Raw genomic sequence first — 16,711 nt, forward strand, 5'->3', positions numbered from 1 at the left:
GAAGTAAATTTGCAAAATATCTAGTTACAAATTAAAACAAGCTTAGAGGGTTTTATAAGACGATTAAAAACAATACAAATTAAATAATGAAATACACTACACGACAAAGCGCCATTTTATTACTAAGTGATGGAACTATTTTTCACGGAAAATCTATCGGAATTAGCGGTAAAACTTTTGGTGAAGTTTGTTTTAATACTGGAATGACCGGATATCAGGAAATTTTTACTGATCCTTCTTACTTTGGTCAAATTATGGTGGCAACTAATCCTCACATTGGAAATTATGGTGTTAATGATTTAGAAGTTGAATCGGATAGCATTAAAATTGCCGGATTAGTTTGTAAAAACTTTAGTTTTAACTACTCAAGAGAAGATTCTTCAGGAAGTTTAGAAGATTATTTTATTAAACAAAACCTAATCTGTATTTCTGATGTTGATACCAGAGCGCTAGTGAGCTACATTCGTGATAATGGCGCAATGAATGCTGTTATTTGTACAGATGGAACTTCGGTTGAAGATCTTAAAAAAGAATTGGCAAATGTGCCAAACATGGAAGGTTTAGAGTTGGCGTCAAAAGTTTCAACTACTGAGCCTTATTTTTTTGGAGATGAAAATGCTACTTATAGAATTTCAGCTTTAGATCTTGGAATCAAAAAGAATATCTTAAGAAACCTTGCCAAGAGAGATTGTTATATTAAAGTTTTCCCGTACAACTCTACTTATAAAGATTTAGCGGAGTTTAATCCCGATGGATACTTCTTGTCAAATGGCCCTGGAGATCCTGATCCGCTTTTTGGAGCTATTGAAGTAGCAAAAGAAATTTTAGCTAATGATAATCCTTTGTTTGGAATTTGTTTAGGACATCAGGTAATTGCTTTGGCAAATGGTGTTCAGACTTATAAAATGTTTAATGGTCACCGCGGAATAAATCATCCGGTTAAGAACCTTATTACAGGTAAAGGAGAGATCACTTCTCAAAACCACGGTTTTGCTGTAAACAAAGAGGCATTAGATAATCATCCTGATTTAGAGATCACACATCTACATTTAAATGACGGAACTGTTGCAGGTATGCGCATGAAAAATAAGAATTGTTTTTCAGTACAATATCATCCTGAAGCTAGTCCCGGACCACATGATTCTTCTTATTTATTCGATCAGTTTGTTGAGAATATAAAAGGGGCTTCTGCTAAAACGATGTAGTTAATAAAATAAAGATATTTAATTGTTAAATGTGGTATTTAATATTGAATATTTTTATAATTTCGAAAAATATTTATAATTTATTAATAAAAAACAAAAATAATGAGTATTATAATAAAAGTTCACGCAAGACAAATTTTTGATTCTAGAGGTAATCCAACTATTGAAGTTGATGTAGTTACTGAAAATGGAGTTTTAGGAAGAGCTGCTGTTCCATCTGGAGCTTCAACTGGAGAACATGAGGCTGTTGAATTACGTGATGGGGGAAAAGCATTCCTGGGAAAAGGAGTTTTAAATGCAGTGAACAATGTAAATACTGTTATTGCTGAAGAACTAGTGGGGACTTCCGTTTTCGAACAAAATACAATTGATCAGTTAATGATCGATTTAGACGGAACTCCAAACAAATCTAAATTAGGTGCTAATGCAATTTTAGGAGTTTCTTTAGCTGCTGCAAAAGCTGCTGCTAACGAACTTGGATTGCCATTATACAGATACGTTGGTGGAGTTTCTGCCAATACACTACCTGTACCAATGATGAATATAATCAATGGAGGTTCACACTCTGATGCGCCTATCGCATTTCAGGAGTTTATGATTTTCCCTGTAAAGGCAACTTCATTCTCACACGCTATGCAAATGGGAACTGAAATTTTTCATAGTTTGAAAAAAGTTTTACACGATAGAGGTTTAAGTACTGCTGTAGGTGACGAGGGTGGTTTTGCTCCAAACTTGGCTGGTGGTACTGAAGATGCTTTAGATACTATTAAGCTGGCTGTTGAAAAAGCAGGATATACTTTTGGTGACGAAATTGTAATTGCTCTTGACTGTGCTGCTTCTGAGTTTTATGTAAACGGTAAATACGATTATACTAAATTTGAAGGAGAAACTGGAAAAATCAGAACTTCTGAAGAGCAAGCTGATTATTTAGCTGAACTTGCTGCTAAATATCCAATTATTTCTATCGAAGATGGTATGTACGAAGATGACTGGGATGGATGGAAATATTTAACTGAAAAAATTGGACACAAAGTTCAATTGGTAGGGGATGATTTGTTTGTTACTAATGTTGAGCGTTTATCAACTGGAATCGAAAAAGGAATTGCAAATTCAATCTTGGTAAAAGTAAATCAAATTGGTACTTTAACTGAAACTATTGCAGCTGTAAATATGGCCAAAAATGCAGGGTATACTTCGGTAATGTCTCACCGTTCTGGAGAAACAGAAGATAATACAATTGCTGATTTAGCTGTAGCTTTAAACTGTGGTCAAATCAAAACAGGTTCTGCTTCTCGTTCTGATCGTATGGCAAAATACAATCAATTATTAAGAATCGAAGAAGAGTTAGGAAGTACTGCTTATTTCCCTGGATTAAACGCTTTCAAGATCAAATAATTGTAAGAGTTATATATTGAATTTAAACCATTCGCTTATGCGAATGGTTTTTTTTTGGAGTTTTAACAAATTCATAGCAGGATTCTTTTTTTAATTAGTCTTAAATTCCTTAGATTTGATAAATTATTATTTTAAAGATTTATTTCCGATATATTATGTCAAAAATAGCTACATTAGAAGTAGATGGTCAAAAAATTGAACTTCCGGTAATTACAGGGAGCGAAAATGAATCAGCTATCGATATTAACAAATTACGTGATTTAACTGGTATTATTACTTTGGATCCTGGATATAAAAATTCTGGTTCTTGCAAAAGTGAAATCACCTTCTTAGACGGAGAATTAGGAATTTTACGTTACAGAGGATATTCAATCGAAGATTTAGCTGAAAAAGCTAATTTCTTAGAAGTCTCTTATCTTTTAATTTTTGGTGAATTGCCAACGGCTCAACAATTAGAGCAGTTTGAAAATGGTATTAAAAAACATACTTTGGTAAACGAAGAAATGAAAAATATCATTGATGGTTTTCCTAAAACAGCGCACCCAATGGGAGTTTTGTCAGCCTTGACAAGTGCATTAACTGCATTTAACCCAAAAGCGGTAAATGTTGATAATGAAAAAGAAATGTACGAGGCCATTTGCAAAACAATGGGTAAATTTCTTGTAATTGCAACCTGGACCTATAGAAAAACTATGGGTTATCCGTTGAACTATTATGACAATACACAAGGTTATGTAGAGAACTTTATGCAATTGATGTTTAAATTGCCTACAGGACCTTACGCTGCGAATCCTGTTATCGTAGCTGCATTAGATAAATTGTTTATTCTTCATGCAGATCACGAGCAAAACTGTTCCACATCTACGGTAAGAATGGTTGGGTCATCTCATGCTGGTTTATTTGCTTCTATTTCTGCAGGAGTTTCTGCACTTTGGGGACCACTTCACGGAGGTGCAAATCAGGCAGTGCTTGAAATGTTAGAAGAAATTAATAAAGACGGTGGAGATACTGATAAATTTTTAGCGAAAGCGAAAGATAAAAACGATCCTTTCCGTTTAATGGGATTCGGACATAGAGTTTACAAAAACTTTGATCCAAGAGCTAAAATAATCAAAAAAGCAGCTAAAGAAGTTTTGGAAACTTTAGGAGTTGAAGATCCTATTTTAGAGATTGCTAAAAAATTAGAAACAGCAGCTTTAGAAGATGAGTACTTCAAATCAAGAAACTTATATCCAAACGTAGATTTCTATTCTGGAATTATTTACAGAGCATTAGGTATTCCTACAGATATGTTTACGGTAATGTTTGCTATTGGTAGATTACCAGGATGGATCGCGCAATGGAAAGAAATGCGTGAGAATAAAGAACCAATTGGCCGACCAAGACAAATTTATACTGGGCACCCGCTCAGAGACTTTAAGTCGAACAAATAAAAATATTTTAAAGCTTCACTTAACTGTGAAGCTTTTTTTATCTTTGGCCAAAATATAATAAAGTTATGTTGCAATTAAATATAAAGAACGAAACCTCAAGATTGCGTGCTGTAGTCTTGGGTTCTGCTGTTCATAATGGGCCAACTCCATCTTTAGAGGAAGCCTATGATCCGAAATCATTGGAACATATTAAAGCAGGCACATATCCTGTAGAAAAAGATATGGTTGCTGAGATGGATGCTTTTAATGCCGTTTTTCAAAAATATGATGTAAAGGTGTATCGTCCTGAAATGATTGAAAACTACAATCAGATTTTTGCGCGAGATATAGGTTTTGTAATAGATGATACTTTTGTGAAATCAAATATTCTTCCTGAGAGAGAACGCGAATTAGATGCGATTCAATATATAATTGATCAAATGGATCCGCTAAAGGTTGTTCGTCCCCCAGAGCAAGTTCATATCGAAGGCGGAGATGTTATGCTTTGGAATGATCATATCTTTATTGGGACTTACAAAGGAAGTGACTATAAAGATTACATTACGGCAAGAACCAATATGCAGGGTGTAAATTTCATCAAAGAATTATTCCCAAATAAAATCGTAAAAGAGTTTGATTTGGTGAAATCTAAAATCGAAGCGCGTGATAATGCATTGCATCTGGATTGCTGTTTTCAGCCAGTTGGAAAAGATAAGGGGATTATTTATAAAAGAGGTTTCCGTGAAGAAGCTGATTATATGTATTTGGTTAATCTTTTTGGAAAAGAAAACTTATTTCATATCGAAAGAAACGAAATGTACAACATGTTTTCTAACGTATTTTCTATCGATGAAAATGTAGTTGTTTCAGAGAAAAATTTCACAAGATTAAACAATTGGCTACGTTCAAAAGGTTTTACAGTAGAAGAAATTCCGTATGCTGAAATTGCAAAACAGGAAGGTTTGCTGAGATGTTCGACTTTGCCTTTAATTAGAGATTAAATATTTGTTTCAAGTTTCAAACTGAAGTAACCTGAAAATTTAGACCTGAAACAAAAAAAAATATAAAGATTATGAAACAAACGACAAATGCAATTGTAATGATTAGGCCAGTTGCTTTTAGAATGAATGAGCAAACGGCTGTAAATAATTATTACCAAAAAGTATTAGACGGACTTTTGCCAAGTACAGTAAATGCAAAAGCACAACAGGAATTTGATGTTTTTGTAGAAAAATTAAGAGCTGCTGGGGTTGATGTTACCGTTATTGATGATAATTTGGAAACAGATACACCGGATAGCATTTTTCCAAACAATTGGGTTTCTTTTCATGAAAATGGAGATGTAGCCCTTTATCCTATGTTTGCAGAAAATCGTCGCCAGGAACGTCGAGAAGATATTTTGGGTACTCTTGAAGATAAAGGATTCGAAATAGCTAATATAATGGATTATACATCGGCAGAAGAAGATGGTTTTTTCTTGGAAGGAACAGGTAGTTTGCTTTTGGACCGTGCAAATGCAAAAGCGTACTGTGCATTATCCCCTCGTGCTGATGAAGAATTGTTTATCGAATTTTGTGAAGATTTTGACTATGCTCCAGTTATTTTTGAAGCTTTCCAGACTGTCGAGGGAGAACGTAAACTAATCTATCACACCAATGTAATGATGTGCCTGGGAGAAACTTTTGCTGTTATCTGTGCAGATTCTATAGATGATAAAAAAGAGCGTAAAATGGTTTTGGAGAATTTAAAAGCCGATAAAAAAGAAATTATTCTAATAACCGAGGCTCAGGTAAATAACTTTGCCGGTAATATGCTTGAAGTTAGAGGTACAAATGATAAGAAATATATCGTTATGAGCGCGTCGGCACATCAAAGTTTAACCCCAAAGCAAATTGCTCAATTAGAGAATCATGCTGAAATTTTAAGTTCAAGCCTTGATACGATTGAAGCTTGTGGTGGCGGAAGTGCAAGATGCATGATGGCAGAAGTTTTTCTTCCAAGAAGTTAAAGTTCGTTTTTAGAATAATGCTTTAGTAAAAATGCATTAAAAATAGAAAAGGCAAATAGTGGCGAGTAAATATTTTCAACTGCTTTTTATGATTTTAGAATAATGCAATTGAAAGCGGAATATAAAATTTGATATTAAAAAGGCTCAACTATTTGGTTGAGCCTTTGTCTTTATAAATTATGATAACTAATTTACTTATTGATTAATTTTTCAAGCCTTTGCATCATTTCATCTTTTTCTTTGAGCATGCGCTCGTATAATGCAATTTTGTCTTCATGAAGTTGTATCAATTTGTCGATCGGATTATTATTAAAAACTTCAATTCTGTTATTGAACATTGCATTATCTGAGAAATTACATGAAATTAAATTCACAGCCTGCTCTTCATCAAAATTCTGAAAAGCCTCAACAGGAATTTTTAATGAGTTCGAGATTTGCTTAAGTATATTATCCTCAATTACATCTTTTTGCTCTAGCATAGAAATTTTCTTTTGATTCCAGTCTTCCCCCAGATCAAAAGCCAATGCATCCTGTTTAATTCCAAGCATTAGATAGACAAATGACCCCTTATCATAAATTAACCAAACTGAGCACAGAAAAGGTTTCTCAGATGAATGTAATTGTTTAGAAACTGATGGACGAACTGTGCAATTTGGTTATTGAAGATGGGTTATTGTCGGACTGTGAGGACGAACAATTTAGATGATCAAATACGTATTGGTGTCAAGGAAGTAAGGAGTTGCAGGAATATGATCAGCAAAATAATTGAACATTTCTGAATGAGTTCTAAAAAAAGGGATAAATGGTAAAGTTATTTACCTCTTTTTTTAGACTATGAAATAAAGAATTTACATTAGATTTCCCTTGACAATATTTATTATAGAACTAACAATATACTGTATTCCAATAGAGATGACAATAAAGCCGACAATTCTGGAAATAGCTACAATTCCTGAAGCTCCTAGTATTCGGGCTAAATAATGTGCGCTCTTTAAAATAGCGAAAATGGCAACTGCAATAGCTAAAATAGCCAGAGTTGAAATGATAATTTCTTGCATTCCATGATGTTCCTGATAAAAAGCAATAAGTAAAGATATCGAACCGGGGCCGGCAAGCATTGGGATTGCTAATGGAGTGAGTGCGATGTCATTACGCTGTTGCGCATCTGTTTCGACCTTTTTATTGATTCCTCGTTTTTTGTTTATTTTTCCCGAAAGTAGCGAAAAGCCTGAGTTTACAATTACAATTCCCCCTGCAATTCGAAGCGCGTCAATACTGATTCCAAAAAAGCTCAGAACATATTGGCCAATAAAAAACGAAACAATTAAAATAATAAAAACATTTATGGCAGTCCAAAGCGAAATTCGGGAACGTTCTTCCTTAGAATCATCTTGTGTGAGTCCAACAAAAATTGGCACCGTTCCGATAGGGTTTAATACCGAGAAAAGAGCAGCAAATAAATAAATGAATAAATCCATGTAGTTGAAGTTAATGAAGTAAAAATAGTTATTTTTTAATATCTCAAAGCAAATTCTTGTTAGGATATTATTTTAAATGTTATTATATCTCAATCAATAAGCTAAACTAAGCTCGTACTTTTTGATTACTTTTGTAAAATATTTAAAAATGATGAAAAATAAAAAAACTTTAGTTTTGGGCGCTACCACAAAACCAGATCGTTACGCTTTTAGAGCCATAAATATGTTAGTCGAAAAAGGACATACTGTATTGGCCATTGGACAGAATACAGGAGAAGTTGCAGGTGTAAAAATTCATACCAAAGCAATTCCGGTAAAAAATATAGACACAGTAACTTTATATTTAAATCCTGCGCGTCAGCGTGATTACTATAATTATATCATCGAAGCACAGCCAAAACGTGTAGTTTTTAATCCTGGAACCGAAAACCCTGAATTATATCAATTATTAGAACTGAATAATATTAAGGCAGAAGTTGCTTGTACTTTGGTTTTATTAGCTACAAATCAGTATTAATTTTTTTAGAAGCTATTTTCCCCGAAGTTTTGGGATTTACTATATCTTTTGTGGTGAACCCCACCACAAAAGGAGGATACCGTTACCATCGGGGATAGAAAGAATTTATAGTATCTAAAATTGGTATTCTGGGTCCTATTGAATTTAGTGGTCTTCAAGTTTACTAAACCATTAAAAATATTACTTTTGTCGTCATGGAATTTTCATCAAAATTAATAGAAAAAGCAGTCAACGAAATGTCGCAATTACCGGGAATTGGTAAACGTACGGCGTTGCGATTAGTGCTGCATTTATTAAAACAGCCAAAAGAACAAACTGGCTTTTTATCTCAGGCATTATTAAATATGCGGGCGGATATTAAATTTTGCGAAAGTTGTCATAATATTTCAGATACTAAAGTCTGTGAGATCTGTGCCAATTTGGCAAGGAATCACCAGACTATTTGCGTAGTGGAAGATATTCGTGATGTTATGGCAATCGAGAATACCGGTCAGTACAAAGGTATTTATCATGTTTTAGGCGGGAAAATTTCTCCAATAGAAGGTGTTGGCCCAAGTCAGTTAAATATTTCGACTTTGGTCGAAAAAGTAAAAACGGGAAAAGTAATCGAGATTATTTTTGCATTAAGCTCTACTATGGAAGGAGATACAACGAATTTTTATATCTATAAACAAATTGCAGAATCAGAAATTGTAATTTCTACAATTGCCAGAGGTATATCAGTAGGTGATGAATTAGAATATGCAGACGAAATTACCCTCGGAAGAAGTATTTTACATCGCGTTCCGTTCGAAAAAACTTTCAAAAACAATTAAATAAACCCAAATAAAGGTTAGATTTTCTGAAAATTAAAGGAAAAGCTATATTTGCGATAAAATTTCAATAATGACAAAAAACGGCTTTTATATATTACTGCTAATTAGCGTGTTGTTTACCTCCTGTATTCCAGTAAAAGACTTAACCTATTTGCAGGATAAAAACAGTTCCAGTGAGCAAAATAACATTGCCGCTGTAGAATCTAAACCTTACAGATTACAGGTAAATGATATTTTAAGTGTCGATATAAAAGCAATTGATCCTAAATTAGTTTCAATTTTTAATACAACAGAAGCTTCTTCGGGAGCAGTGAAATCTGAATCAACATTATATTTTAACGGATTTACAGTTGATGATCACGGTAATATCAGAATGCCAATATTAGGAGAAATTAATGTTATAGGATACACTTTGGAAGAGGTCCGTATTACAATTGAAAAAAAATTACTGGAAGAATATTTTAAAAAGGAAGCTAATATTTTTGTTACAGTAAAATTAGCGGGTTTCAGGTATACAATAAATGGAGAAGTAGGAAGTACCGGTACAAAAACATTGTTTCAGGAACATGTAAATATTATGGAAGCCATCGCAAATGCAGGTGATATAACCATAACCGGAAATAGAAAAGCAGTAACGATCATTCGTCAGACTCCAACAGGCGTAGAAATGCATGATATTGATTTGACAGATGTTAATGTAATAAAATCGCCTTACTTTTATTTGCAGCCAAATGATTATGTGTATGTAAAACCACTGAAACAAAAAAGTTGGGGAACAGGAAAAACAGGTATAGAATCCATTACTACAATTATTACTGTTTTGTCATTGGCTACAACAGTTTTTCTATTGCTTAAAAACTAAACTTAAATTCAAAAAATGTTAGATATAAAAGATTTTTCCATTTTTGAAAATCATTCAAATTTTGATTTTAAAGGATTTTTATTGAAGATTCTAAGTTATTGGAAATGGTTTTTAGCTAGTTTAATCATCGCTTTTACAATTGCATATCAGGTAAATATTCGAAAAGAGAAAATTTACGCTATGCAAACCATGGTTTCTATTAAAGAAGAAAGAAATCCATTTTTTACCTCAAATACCAGTTTAGTTTTTAATTGGGGAGGGGTTTCAGATCAGGTAAACGGAATTTCCACTATAATACAATCACGATCTCATAACGAATTGGTGGTTGAGAAGTTGCAGTTTTATATCGATTACCTTACACAAGGAAAATACAATTTGGTCGATTCTTACGGTGCTGTTCCTTTTTATGTAAATATAGACAAATCAAAAGGTCAATTAGCAAACACCTTGATTGGTATTAAATTCTTGAGTGCCAATGAATATGAAATTCGAATTCCTTTCGAGAATAATTCGGTTTCATTAATAACCTATTCTAATAATACTTATAGTAATACTGCTGTTCCGCCAACGGAATTTGTGAAAAAATATAAAGTTGGAGAACAGGTGTCTTTGCCTTTTTTAAACTGGAAACTGCAAATAAATGATAATCCGGGGCTGTATACAGGCATCGAATATTTTGTAAAATTCAATGATTTTGATGGTACTGTGTCAGGTTACAGAGGAGTAAATGTTAGTTCTGATGATAAAGGCGGTTCAATACTGACATTATCAATGCAGGGAACAAATAAAGCCCGAATGGTCGAGTATTTGAATGCTACGGTAAAAATGTTAATCAAACTTCAGCTTGACGGAAAAAATCAATTTGCTACTAATACTATTCGATTTATTGATAGTACTCTTGTTGCAATGGAATCGCAATTGAAAGAAACTGGAGGTGAGCTTAAATCTTTCAGGAAAGATAAAAATATTTACGAGATTGAAGGAGGAGGAGAAAAAGTTTCAGATAAAATCATGGATTTTGATGTCGAAAGAGATCAGGTTACAAGAAAGATTGCCTATTACAATTCTTTAAAATCATACTTAAATAATAGTGTCGATTACTCGAGATTACCCGCGCCTTCTGTGGCAGGAATAGAAGATCCTAATGTTGTTGTAAATGTTTCGAAACTTATTGCGCTCTCTACACAAAGGTCAGAAATGGCTTATGCGGTAAAAAGCGACAAAATCTTTAAAGATTTTGATAACCAAATGCAGGCTGTGAAAAATGTTCTGCTGGAAAATATAGCTTCTGCAAAAGGATCTTTAATGACAGATTTAGCAATGGTAAATGCTAAAATTGGTCAGGCCGAAAGCACTGTAAAAAGACTTCCGGAAGAGCAGCAGGAATTGTTGAAAATTCAAAGAAAATATGATTTAAGCGATAATATTTATACTGAATTTTTAAAGAAAAGAAATGAGGCTGAGATTGTAAAAGCATCAAATTTATCAGATCTTCATTTTATTGATCCCGCAAAAGATATTGGTGGAGGATTAATAGGTCCTAAAACTTCTGTAAATTATATTTTAGCTTTATTCTTAGGAATCTTAATACCTTTATTATTCATTTTCGGAATTTTCTTTATTAATAATTCAATCCAGAATACTGAAGATATTAGTAAATTAACTCAAATACCATTAATTGGAGTAATTGGAGTTAATAAAGATTCTTTGAATTTAGCAGTTTTTGATAAACCAAAGTCAGCACTTTCAGAAGCTTTTAGAACAATTCGCTCTTCATTGCAGTTTTTGTATAAAAAACAACAGGTAAGTGGTCCAAAAACATTGATGATCACTTCGTCTATAAGTGGAGAAGGAAAAACATTTTGTTCGATAAATATCGCTACAGTTTTCGCTTTAAGCGAAAAGAAAACGGTGATTATTGGTTTGGATTTAAGAAAACCAAGATTGGCAGACGAGTTTGGTTTGAAAAATCAAATAGGAGTTGTGAATTATTTAATTAAACAAAATAGTTTAGCTGAGATTATCAACTCTACACAAATTCCTAATCTTGATGTTATCCTGTCAGGGCCAATACCTCCAAATCCGTCAGAATTGATTTTGAGCGATGCAATGCGGGATTTAATTTTGGAGCTGAAACAACAATACGATTATATTATTTTGGACACGCCTCCTGTTGGGCTGGTGTCAGATGCGCTGGAGTTAGCGCAATATGCTGATGTTACGCTATATATAGTAAGACAAAATTATACTAAAAAAGACATGATAACGTTGCTAAATACCAGAGTACAGCGCGGGGAGCTTGCAAATGCTAGTATTATTTTAAATGGTTATGAGAATAAAGCGAAGTATGGCACGGCTTATGGTTATGGGTACGGTTATGGAGCTTATTCAAACGGTTATCATGATGAAGTAAATAAATTAAGCTTCTGGGAAGAAATTTTGAATAAATTCAAGAAAAAATAATTTGATATAATGAAAACATCAACTCAAAATACAATTTTAATTACAGGCGGAGCGGGTTTTATTGGTTCGAATTTGTCCGAGTATTTTTTAGGATTGGGTCATAAAGTAGTTTGTCTGGATAATTTTTCTACAGGGCATCACCATAATTTGAAAGATTTTATAGAGAATCCTAATTATAAATTAATCGAAGGTGATATTCGAAATATCGCTGATTGTAATTTAGCAGTCTATGGAGTTGATTATGTTTTGCATCAAGCTGCTTTAGGTTCTGTTCCAAGATCTATAAATGATCCAATTACGACAAATGATGTTAATGTTTCCGGTTTTCTAAATATGTTAGTGGCTGCTCGTGATGCAAAAGTAAAAAGATTTGTATACGCAGCAAGTTCTTCAACCTACGGTGATTCGCAAGGGCTGCCAAAAGTAGAAGATGTTATTGGTAAGCCATTATCACCATATGCAATTACAAAATATGTAAACGAGTTGTATGCTGAAATTTTCAGCAGAACTTATGGTTTGGAGACGATAGGTTTGAGATATTTTAATGTTTTTGGAAGAAAGCAAGATCCTAATGGAGCTTATGCTGCCGTAGTTCCAAAGTTTGTTACACAACTAATGAATTATGAAAGTCCGGTTATTAACGGAGACGGAAATTATTCTCGCGATTTTACTTATATCGACAATGTAATTCAGATGAATGAACTGGCAATGACGAGTCAAAATCCGGAAGCCATAAATACAGTTTACAATACCGCATTTGGTGATCGCAATACATTAAACGATCTGGTAGGATACTTAAAAAAATATCTATCAGAATTTGACCCTGAAATAGCAGATGTGAATATTGTTTACGGTGCCAATAGAGCAGGTGATATTCCGCATTCACTGGCAAGTATAGATAAAGCAAAAACAATTTTAGGATATGATCCTAAATATTCATTGCAGGATGGGTTAAAAGAAGCGGTAAGCTGGTATTGGCAAAATTTAAAATAAAATAAGGATCAAGATAATAGTAAATTAAATGAAAATTACAAAAATTTGTTGCATTGGTGCAGGTTATGTTGGGGGTCCGACAATGGCAGTAATTGCTCAAAAATGCCCCGATATTCAAGTCACAGTTGTGGATTTGAACGAACAAAGAATTAAAGATTGGAACGATCCAAATACAGATAATATTCCGATTTACGAACCCGGACTTTCAGAAATAGTAGCGGAAGCAAGAGGGAGAAATCTTTTCTTTTCGACAGAAGTAGAAAAAGCTATTGATGAGGCTCAGGTAATTTTTATATCGGTAAATACGCCAACCAAAACATATGGAAAAGGAAAAGGTATGGCAGCCGATTTAAAATATATAGAACTTTGTGCAAGGCAAATTGCAAAAGTTGCCAAGCAGAATAAAATTGTTGTCGAAAAATCTACTTTACCAGTACGTACGGCTGAGGCGATAAAAAGTATTCTGGATAATACAGGAAATGGGGTACAGTTTCAAATCTTATCAAATCCGGAATTTTTAGCTGAAGGCACTGCGGTTACAGATTTATTAAATCCTGATAGAATTTTAATTGGTGGAGATACAACGCCGGAAGGTGAAGAAGCTATTAATGCTTTAGTTGATGTTTATGCAAATTGGGTGAGTAAAGATAAAATTCTAACGACAAATGTTTGGTCTTCAGAATTGTCTAAATTAACGGCAAATGCATTTTTGGCACAAAGAATTTCGTCTATTAATGCAATGTCTGAATTGTGTGAAAAGACAGGCGCTGATGTCAACGAAGTAGCAAAAGCAATTGGAATGGATAGCAGGATTGGACCGAAATTTCTAAAAGCATCTGTTGGTTTTGGTGGTTCTTGTTTTCAAAAAGACATTTTGAATTTAGTTTACATTGCAAAATCATACGGATTAAATGAGGTGGCTGATTATTGGGAACAGGTAATTATAATGAATGATCATCAAAAAAGAAGATTTTCGAATAAAATAGTTCAGACTTTATACAATACAGTTGCTGATAAGAAAATTGCATTTTTGGGATGGGCTTTCAAAAAAGATACAAATGATACCAGAGAATCTGCTGCGATTTATGTTGCTGATGATCTTATTAATGAGCAGGCTAAAATTTCTGTTTATGATCCAAAGGTTTCAAGAAATAAAATGCTGAGCGATTTAGATTATTTAGAAACAAGAAGTGACGAAGCAAATAGTAAGGCCCTGTCAATATTTGATAATGCCTATGAAGCATGTAAAGGCGCTCACGCCATTGCGATTCTAACAGAATGGGATGAGTTTACAACTTATGATTGGCAAAAAATTTATGACTCGATGCACAAACCGGCATTTCTTTTTGACGGAAGAAATATTCTGGATTCAAAAGAATTAGAATCAATAGGTTTTATTTATAAAGCAATAGGTTCTTAGTTACAAAAGATATTGAGGTAAAATTTAATATGAAACGAATAAGGGAAGATTGGTTTAAAGTTTATTTCAATAAAAAGAAAAATGAAGAATTGGTATGTAGTATATACAAAACCCAAATGGGAGAAAAAAGTTGCCGAAAGACTCAATGAAATTGGAATTGAATGTTATTGTCCATTAATAATTCAAATCAAACAATGGACCGATAGAAAGAAGAAAATTGAGGTGCCGCTTTTTAATTCTTATGTTTTTGTGCAGTTAGAAGATACTGATCGAAATTCGGTCTTTCAGATCTCAGGTGTAGTCCGGTATTTGTTTTGGTTAGGAAAACCGGCTATTGTTCGTGATGAAGAAATTAACATCATAAAAACGAGTCTTGCAGCTCCAAATTTAAGTGATATTTCAGTGTCTTCGATTCAGGTTGGTGACCGTATCAAATTAGAATCCGGAGTTTTTAGCAATCAGGATGCAATAGTTCAGGAAATCTCAAATACTTATTATACGTTAGTTTTGGAATCTTTAGGGTGCGTCCTTAAAATAAAATATAAATAAAGTAGTTATATTGTATAACTATTGGTATTAAACAGAAGGTAAGATTTCTCCAAATAGAAATTTTATTTTCTGTTTTTTTTATAAGTTGAATTTTTACATGCTGACCAATAGAGTGTTGCTGCATGTTATTGTTGTTTATTTGTTTGTTTTTTCTGTATTACGCGAAACCGTATTGAATAAATTGACTTAATATGCTATATTTGCCGAAAATGATTTTAGAGTATCTGTGTCAAATCTTTGTGACTCAGAATGGCGAAGCCGTGAATTTTTATGACTGAAATAGATAAAAAATATTACAAATTGAACGAAAACGTAAAAATAGCCATTGTTGGTTTAGGATATGTTGGCCTGCCTTTGGCTCGATTATTTGCTACTAAATATTCAGTTATTGGCTTTGATATTAATGAAGCACGAGTAGCTTCTTTAAAATCAGGTACAGATACAACATTAGAAGTTGATGATGCTACTTTGCAAGCTGTTTTAGTAGATAATCCTTCTGCTAAAAGGGGATTGTATTGCACAACATCCCTAAATGATATAGTCGATTGTAACTATTTTATAGTAACCGTTCCTACGCCGGTTGATAAAAATAACCGCCCTGATTTGACTCCTTTATATAAATCAAGTGAATCCGTTGGTAAAGTACTAAAAAAAGGAGATGTCGTAATTTACGAATCTACAGTTTATCCTGGTGTAACGGAAGAACAATGTGTTCCTGTTTTAGAGAAGATTTCAGGATTAAAATTTAATGAAGATTTCTATGCCGGGTATTCACCAGAAAGGATAAATCCCGGAGACAAAGAGCATACAGTCGAAAAAATTCTAAAAGTAACTTCTGGGTCAACACCTGAAATTGGCTTAAAAGTTGATACTTTGTACAAATCGGTAATTACTGCCGGAACACATTTGGCACCAAGTATAAAAGTTGCAGAAGCAGCTAAGGTTATCGAGAATTCACAAAGAGATATCAATATAGCTTTTGTAAATGAGTTAGCCAAAATATTCAATTTAATGAATATTGATACGCAAGAAGTATTGGCAGCTGCATCAACAAAATGGAATTTTTTACCATTTAAACCGGGATTAGTAGGGGGACATTGCATTGGTGTTGATCCATACTATTTAGCACAAAGAGCTCAGGAATTTGGCTATCATCCCGAAATAATTTTAGCAGGTCGACGTTTGAATGACAGCATGGGAGAATACGTTGCTTCTCAAATAGTAAAATTGATGATCAAAAAAGGAATTTCAGTAAACGGAGCAAATCTTCTAATGTTGGGGATTACTTTCAAGGAAAATTGTCCGGATGTTCGCAATACAAAAATTGTAGATGTTGTAAAAGCATTAAAAGAATACGGAATATTAGTCACGATATTTGATCCGCTTGCTAATGCGAATGATGTAAAAAAAGAATATAATTTAATAACTATTAACAGTACTCCCGATAATAAATTTGATGCGATTGTTTTAGGAGTTGCACACGCAGAATTCTTAGAATTAAATTTTTCAGATTTGCAAAAAGAAAATAGTTTATTATATGATGTAAAAGGAGTTTTAGGCAGTATAGCTGATAATAGACTTTAATTTTTTAAAT

15 protein-coding genes are annotated in these 16,711 nt (G+C 33.3%); 13 read left to right on the top strand and 2 right to left on the bottom strand.

Annotation, left to right across the window (positions count from 1 at the left end; genetic code table 11):
- Window positions 1-86 precede the first annotated feature (86 nt).
- From carA to ctlX, 5 genes are all read left to right on the top strand, one after another.
- Window positions 87-1,205, top strand: a complete 1,119-nt coding sequence (gene carA, locus GIY83_RS22980) for a glutamine-hydrolyzing carbamoyl-phosphate synthase small subunit (RefSeq protein ID WP_208683623.1) — start codon at window positions 87-89, stop codon at window positions 1,203-1,205.
- Between the two features lie 102 nt (window positions 1,206-1,307).
- On the top strand, window positions 1,308-2,600 hold the full coding sequence (eno, locus tag GIY83_RS22985; protein WP_194617159.1) for a phosphopyruvate hydratase: 1,293 nt from the start codon (window positions 1,308-1,310) through the stop codon (window positions 2,598-2,600).
- Between the two features lie 155 nt (window positions 2,601-2,755).
- Window positions 2,756-4,033, top strand: coding sequence for a citrate synthase (locus GIY83_RS22990; protein WP_194617160.1), 1,278 nt, complete (start codon window positions 2,756-2,758; stop codon window positions 4,031-4,033).
- 65 nt (window positions 4,034-4,098) lie between these two features.
- The gene (locus GIY83_RS22995) at window positions 4,099-5,013 is read left to right on the top strand and encodes a dimethylarginine dimethylaminohydrolase family protein (RefSeq protein ID WP_208683625.1); all 915 of its coding nucleotides are present in this window, start codon (window positions 4,099-4,101) and stop codon (window positions 5,011-5,013) included.
- 71 nt (window positions 5,014-5,084) lie between these two features.
- On the top strand, window positions 5,085-6,020 hold the full coding sequence (ctlX, locus tag GIY83_RS23000; RefSeq protein ID WP_208683628.1) for a citrulline utilization hydrolase CtlX: 936 nt from the start codon (window positions 5,085-5,087) through the stop codon (window positions 6,018-6,020).
- Window positions 6,021-6,211: 191 nt separating this feature from the next.
- Here ctlX and GIY83_RS23005 read toward each other — a convergent pair whose 3' ends face one another.
- Both GIY83_RS23005 and GIY83_RS23010 read right to left on the bottom strand, forming a co-directional pair.
- Window positions 6,212-6,568 (bottom strand): helix-turn-helix domain-containing protein, encoded by a 357-nt coding sequence (locus GIY83_RS23005; RefSeq protein ID WP_208683630.1) that lies wholly within the window; start codon window positions 6,566-6,568, stop codon window positions 6,212-6,214.
- A gap of 300 nt (window positions 6,569-6,868) precedes the next feature.
- Window positions 6,869-7,498 carry a MarC family NAAT transporter gene (locus GIY83_RS23010; protein ID WP_208683632.1) on the bottom strand — a complete coding sequence of 210 codons (630 nt, stop codon included), beginning with the start codon at window positions 7,496-7,498 and terminating at the stop codon, window positions 6,869-6,871.
- A 151-nt stretch (window positions 7,499-7,649) separates the two neighbouring features.
- Between GIY83_RS23010 and GIY83_RS23015 the strand changes: the two genes are divergently transcribed.
- The 8 genes from GIY83_RS23015 to GIY83_RS23050 all read left to right on the top strand — a co-directional run bounded on the left by GIY83_RS23015 (window position 7,650) and on the right by GIY83_RS23050 (window position 16,701).
- Entirely contained in the window at window positions 7,650-8,015 is a 366-nt protein-coding gene (locus tag GIY83_RS23015; protein WP_194617243.1) for a CoA-binding protein, read from the top strand.
- Window positions 8,016-8,209: 194 nt separating this feature from the next.
- Window positions 8,210-8,830, top strand: coding sequence for a recombination mediator RecR (recR, locus tag GIY83_RS23020; RefSeq protein WP_194617165.1), 621 nt, complete (start codon window positions 8,210-8,212; stop codon window positions 8,828-8,830).
- A 70-nt stretch (window positions 8,831-8,900) separates the two neighbouring features.
- A complete protein-coding gene (locus GIY83_RS23025) occupies window positions 8,901-9,692 on the top strand; it encodes a polysaccharide biosynthesis/export family protein (protein WP_194617166.1) in 792 nt (263 codons plus the stop codon).
- A 15-nt stretch (window positions 9,693-9,707) separates the two neighbouring features.
- The gene (locus GIY83_RS23030) at window positions 9,708-12,155 is read left to right on the top strand and encodes a polysaccharide biosynthesis tyrosine autokinase (RefSeq protein ID WP_208683634.1); all 2,448 of its coding nucleotides are present in this window, start codon (window positions 9,708-9,710) and stop codon (window positions 12,153-12,155) included.
- A 9-nt stretch (window positions 12,156-12,164) separates the two neighbouring features.
- Entirely contained in the window at window positions 12,165-13,148 is a 984-nt protein-coding gene (locus tag GIY83_RS23035) for an SDR family oxidoreductase (RefSeq protein WP_208683636.1), read from the top strand.
- A gap of 28 nt (window positions 13,149-13,176) precedes the next feature.
- Entirely contained in the window at window positions 13,177-14,568 is a 1,392-nt protein-coding gene (locus GIY83_RS23040) for a UDP-glucose 6-dehydrogenase (RefSeq protein ID WP_208683637.1), read from the top strand.
- Between the two features lie 81 nt (window positions 14,569-14,649).
- Window positions 14,650-15,117, top strand: coding sequence for a UpxY family transcription antiterminator (locus tag GIY83_RS23045; RefSeq protein ID WP_194617170.1), 468 nt, complete (start codon window positions 14,650-14,652; stop codon window positions 15,115-15,117).
- Between the two features lie 300 nt (window positions 15,118-15,417).
- Window positions 15,418-16,701 carry a nucleotide sugar dehydrogenase gene (locus GIY83_RS23050; RefSeq protein WP_305038388.1) on the top strand — a complete coding sequence of 428 codons (1,284 nt, stop codon included), beginning with the start codon at window positions 15,418-15,420 and terminating at the stop codon, window positions 16,699-16,701.
- Window positions 16,702-16,711: the final 10 nt, after the last annotated feature.

The organism is Flavobacterium sp. SLB02 (assembly GCF_009664855.1).
Taxonomy (GTDB): domain Bacteria; phylum Bacteroidota; class Bacteroidia; order Flavobacteriales; family Flavobacteriaceae; genus Flavobacterium.

Coding starts and splice junctions, on each gene's coding strand:
- carA (WP_208683623.1), top strand. CDS start 87: ATGAAATACACTACACGACAAAGCGCCATTTTATTACTAAGTGATGGA.
- eno (WP_194617159.1), top strand. CDS start 1,308: ATGAGTATTATAATAAAAGTTCACGCAAGACAAATTTTTGATTCTAGA.
- GIY83_RS22990 (WP_194617160.1), top strand. CDS start 2,756: ATGTCAAAAATAGCTACATTAGAAGTAGATGGTCAAAAAATTGAACTT.
- GIY83_RS22995 (WP_208683625.1), top strand. CDS start 4,099: ATGTTGCAATTAAATATAAAGAACGAAACCTCAAGATTGCGTGCTGTA.
- ctlX (WP_208683628.1), top strand. CDS start 5,085: ATGAAACAAACGACAAATGCAATTGTAATGATTAGGCCAGTTGCTTTT.
- GIY83_RS23005 (WP_208683630.1), bottom strand. CDS start 6,568: ATGCTTGGAATTAAACAGGATGCATTGGCTTTTGATCTGGGGGAAGAC.
- GIY83_RS23010 (WP_208683632.1), bottom strand. CDS start 7,498: ATGGATTTATTCATTTATTTATTTGCTGCTCTTTTCTCGGTATTAAAC.
- GIY83_RS23015 (WP_194617243.1), top strand. CDS start 7,650: ATGAAAAATAAAAAAACTTTAGTTTTGGGCGCTACCACAAAACCAGAT.
- recR (WP_194617165.1), top strand. CDS start 8,210: ATGGAATTTTCATCAAAATTAATAGAAAAAGCAGTCAACGAAATGTCG.
- GIY83_RS23025 (WP_194617166.1), top strand. CDS start 8,901: ATGACAAAAAACGGCTTTTATATATTACTGCTAATTAGCGTGTTGTTT.
- GIY83_RS23030 (WP_208683634.1), top strand. CDS start 9,708: ATGTTAGATATAAAAGATTTTTCCATTTTTGAAAATCATTCAAATTTT.
- GIY83_RS23035 (WP_208683636.1), top strand. CDS start 12,165: ATGAAAACATCAACTCAAAATACAATTTTAATTACAGGCGGAGCGGGT.
- GIY83_RS23040 (WP_208683637.1), top strand. CDS start 13,177: ATGAAAATTACAAAAATTTGTTGCATTGGTGCAGGTTATGTTGGGGGT.
- GIY83_RS23045 (WP_194617170.1), top strand. CDS start 14,650: ATGAAGAATTGGTATGTAGTATATACAAAACCCAAATGGGAGAAAAAA.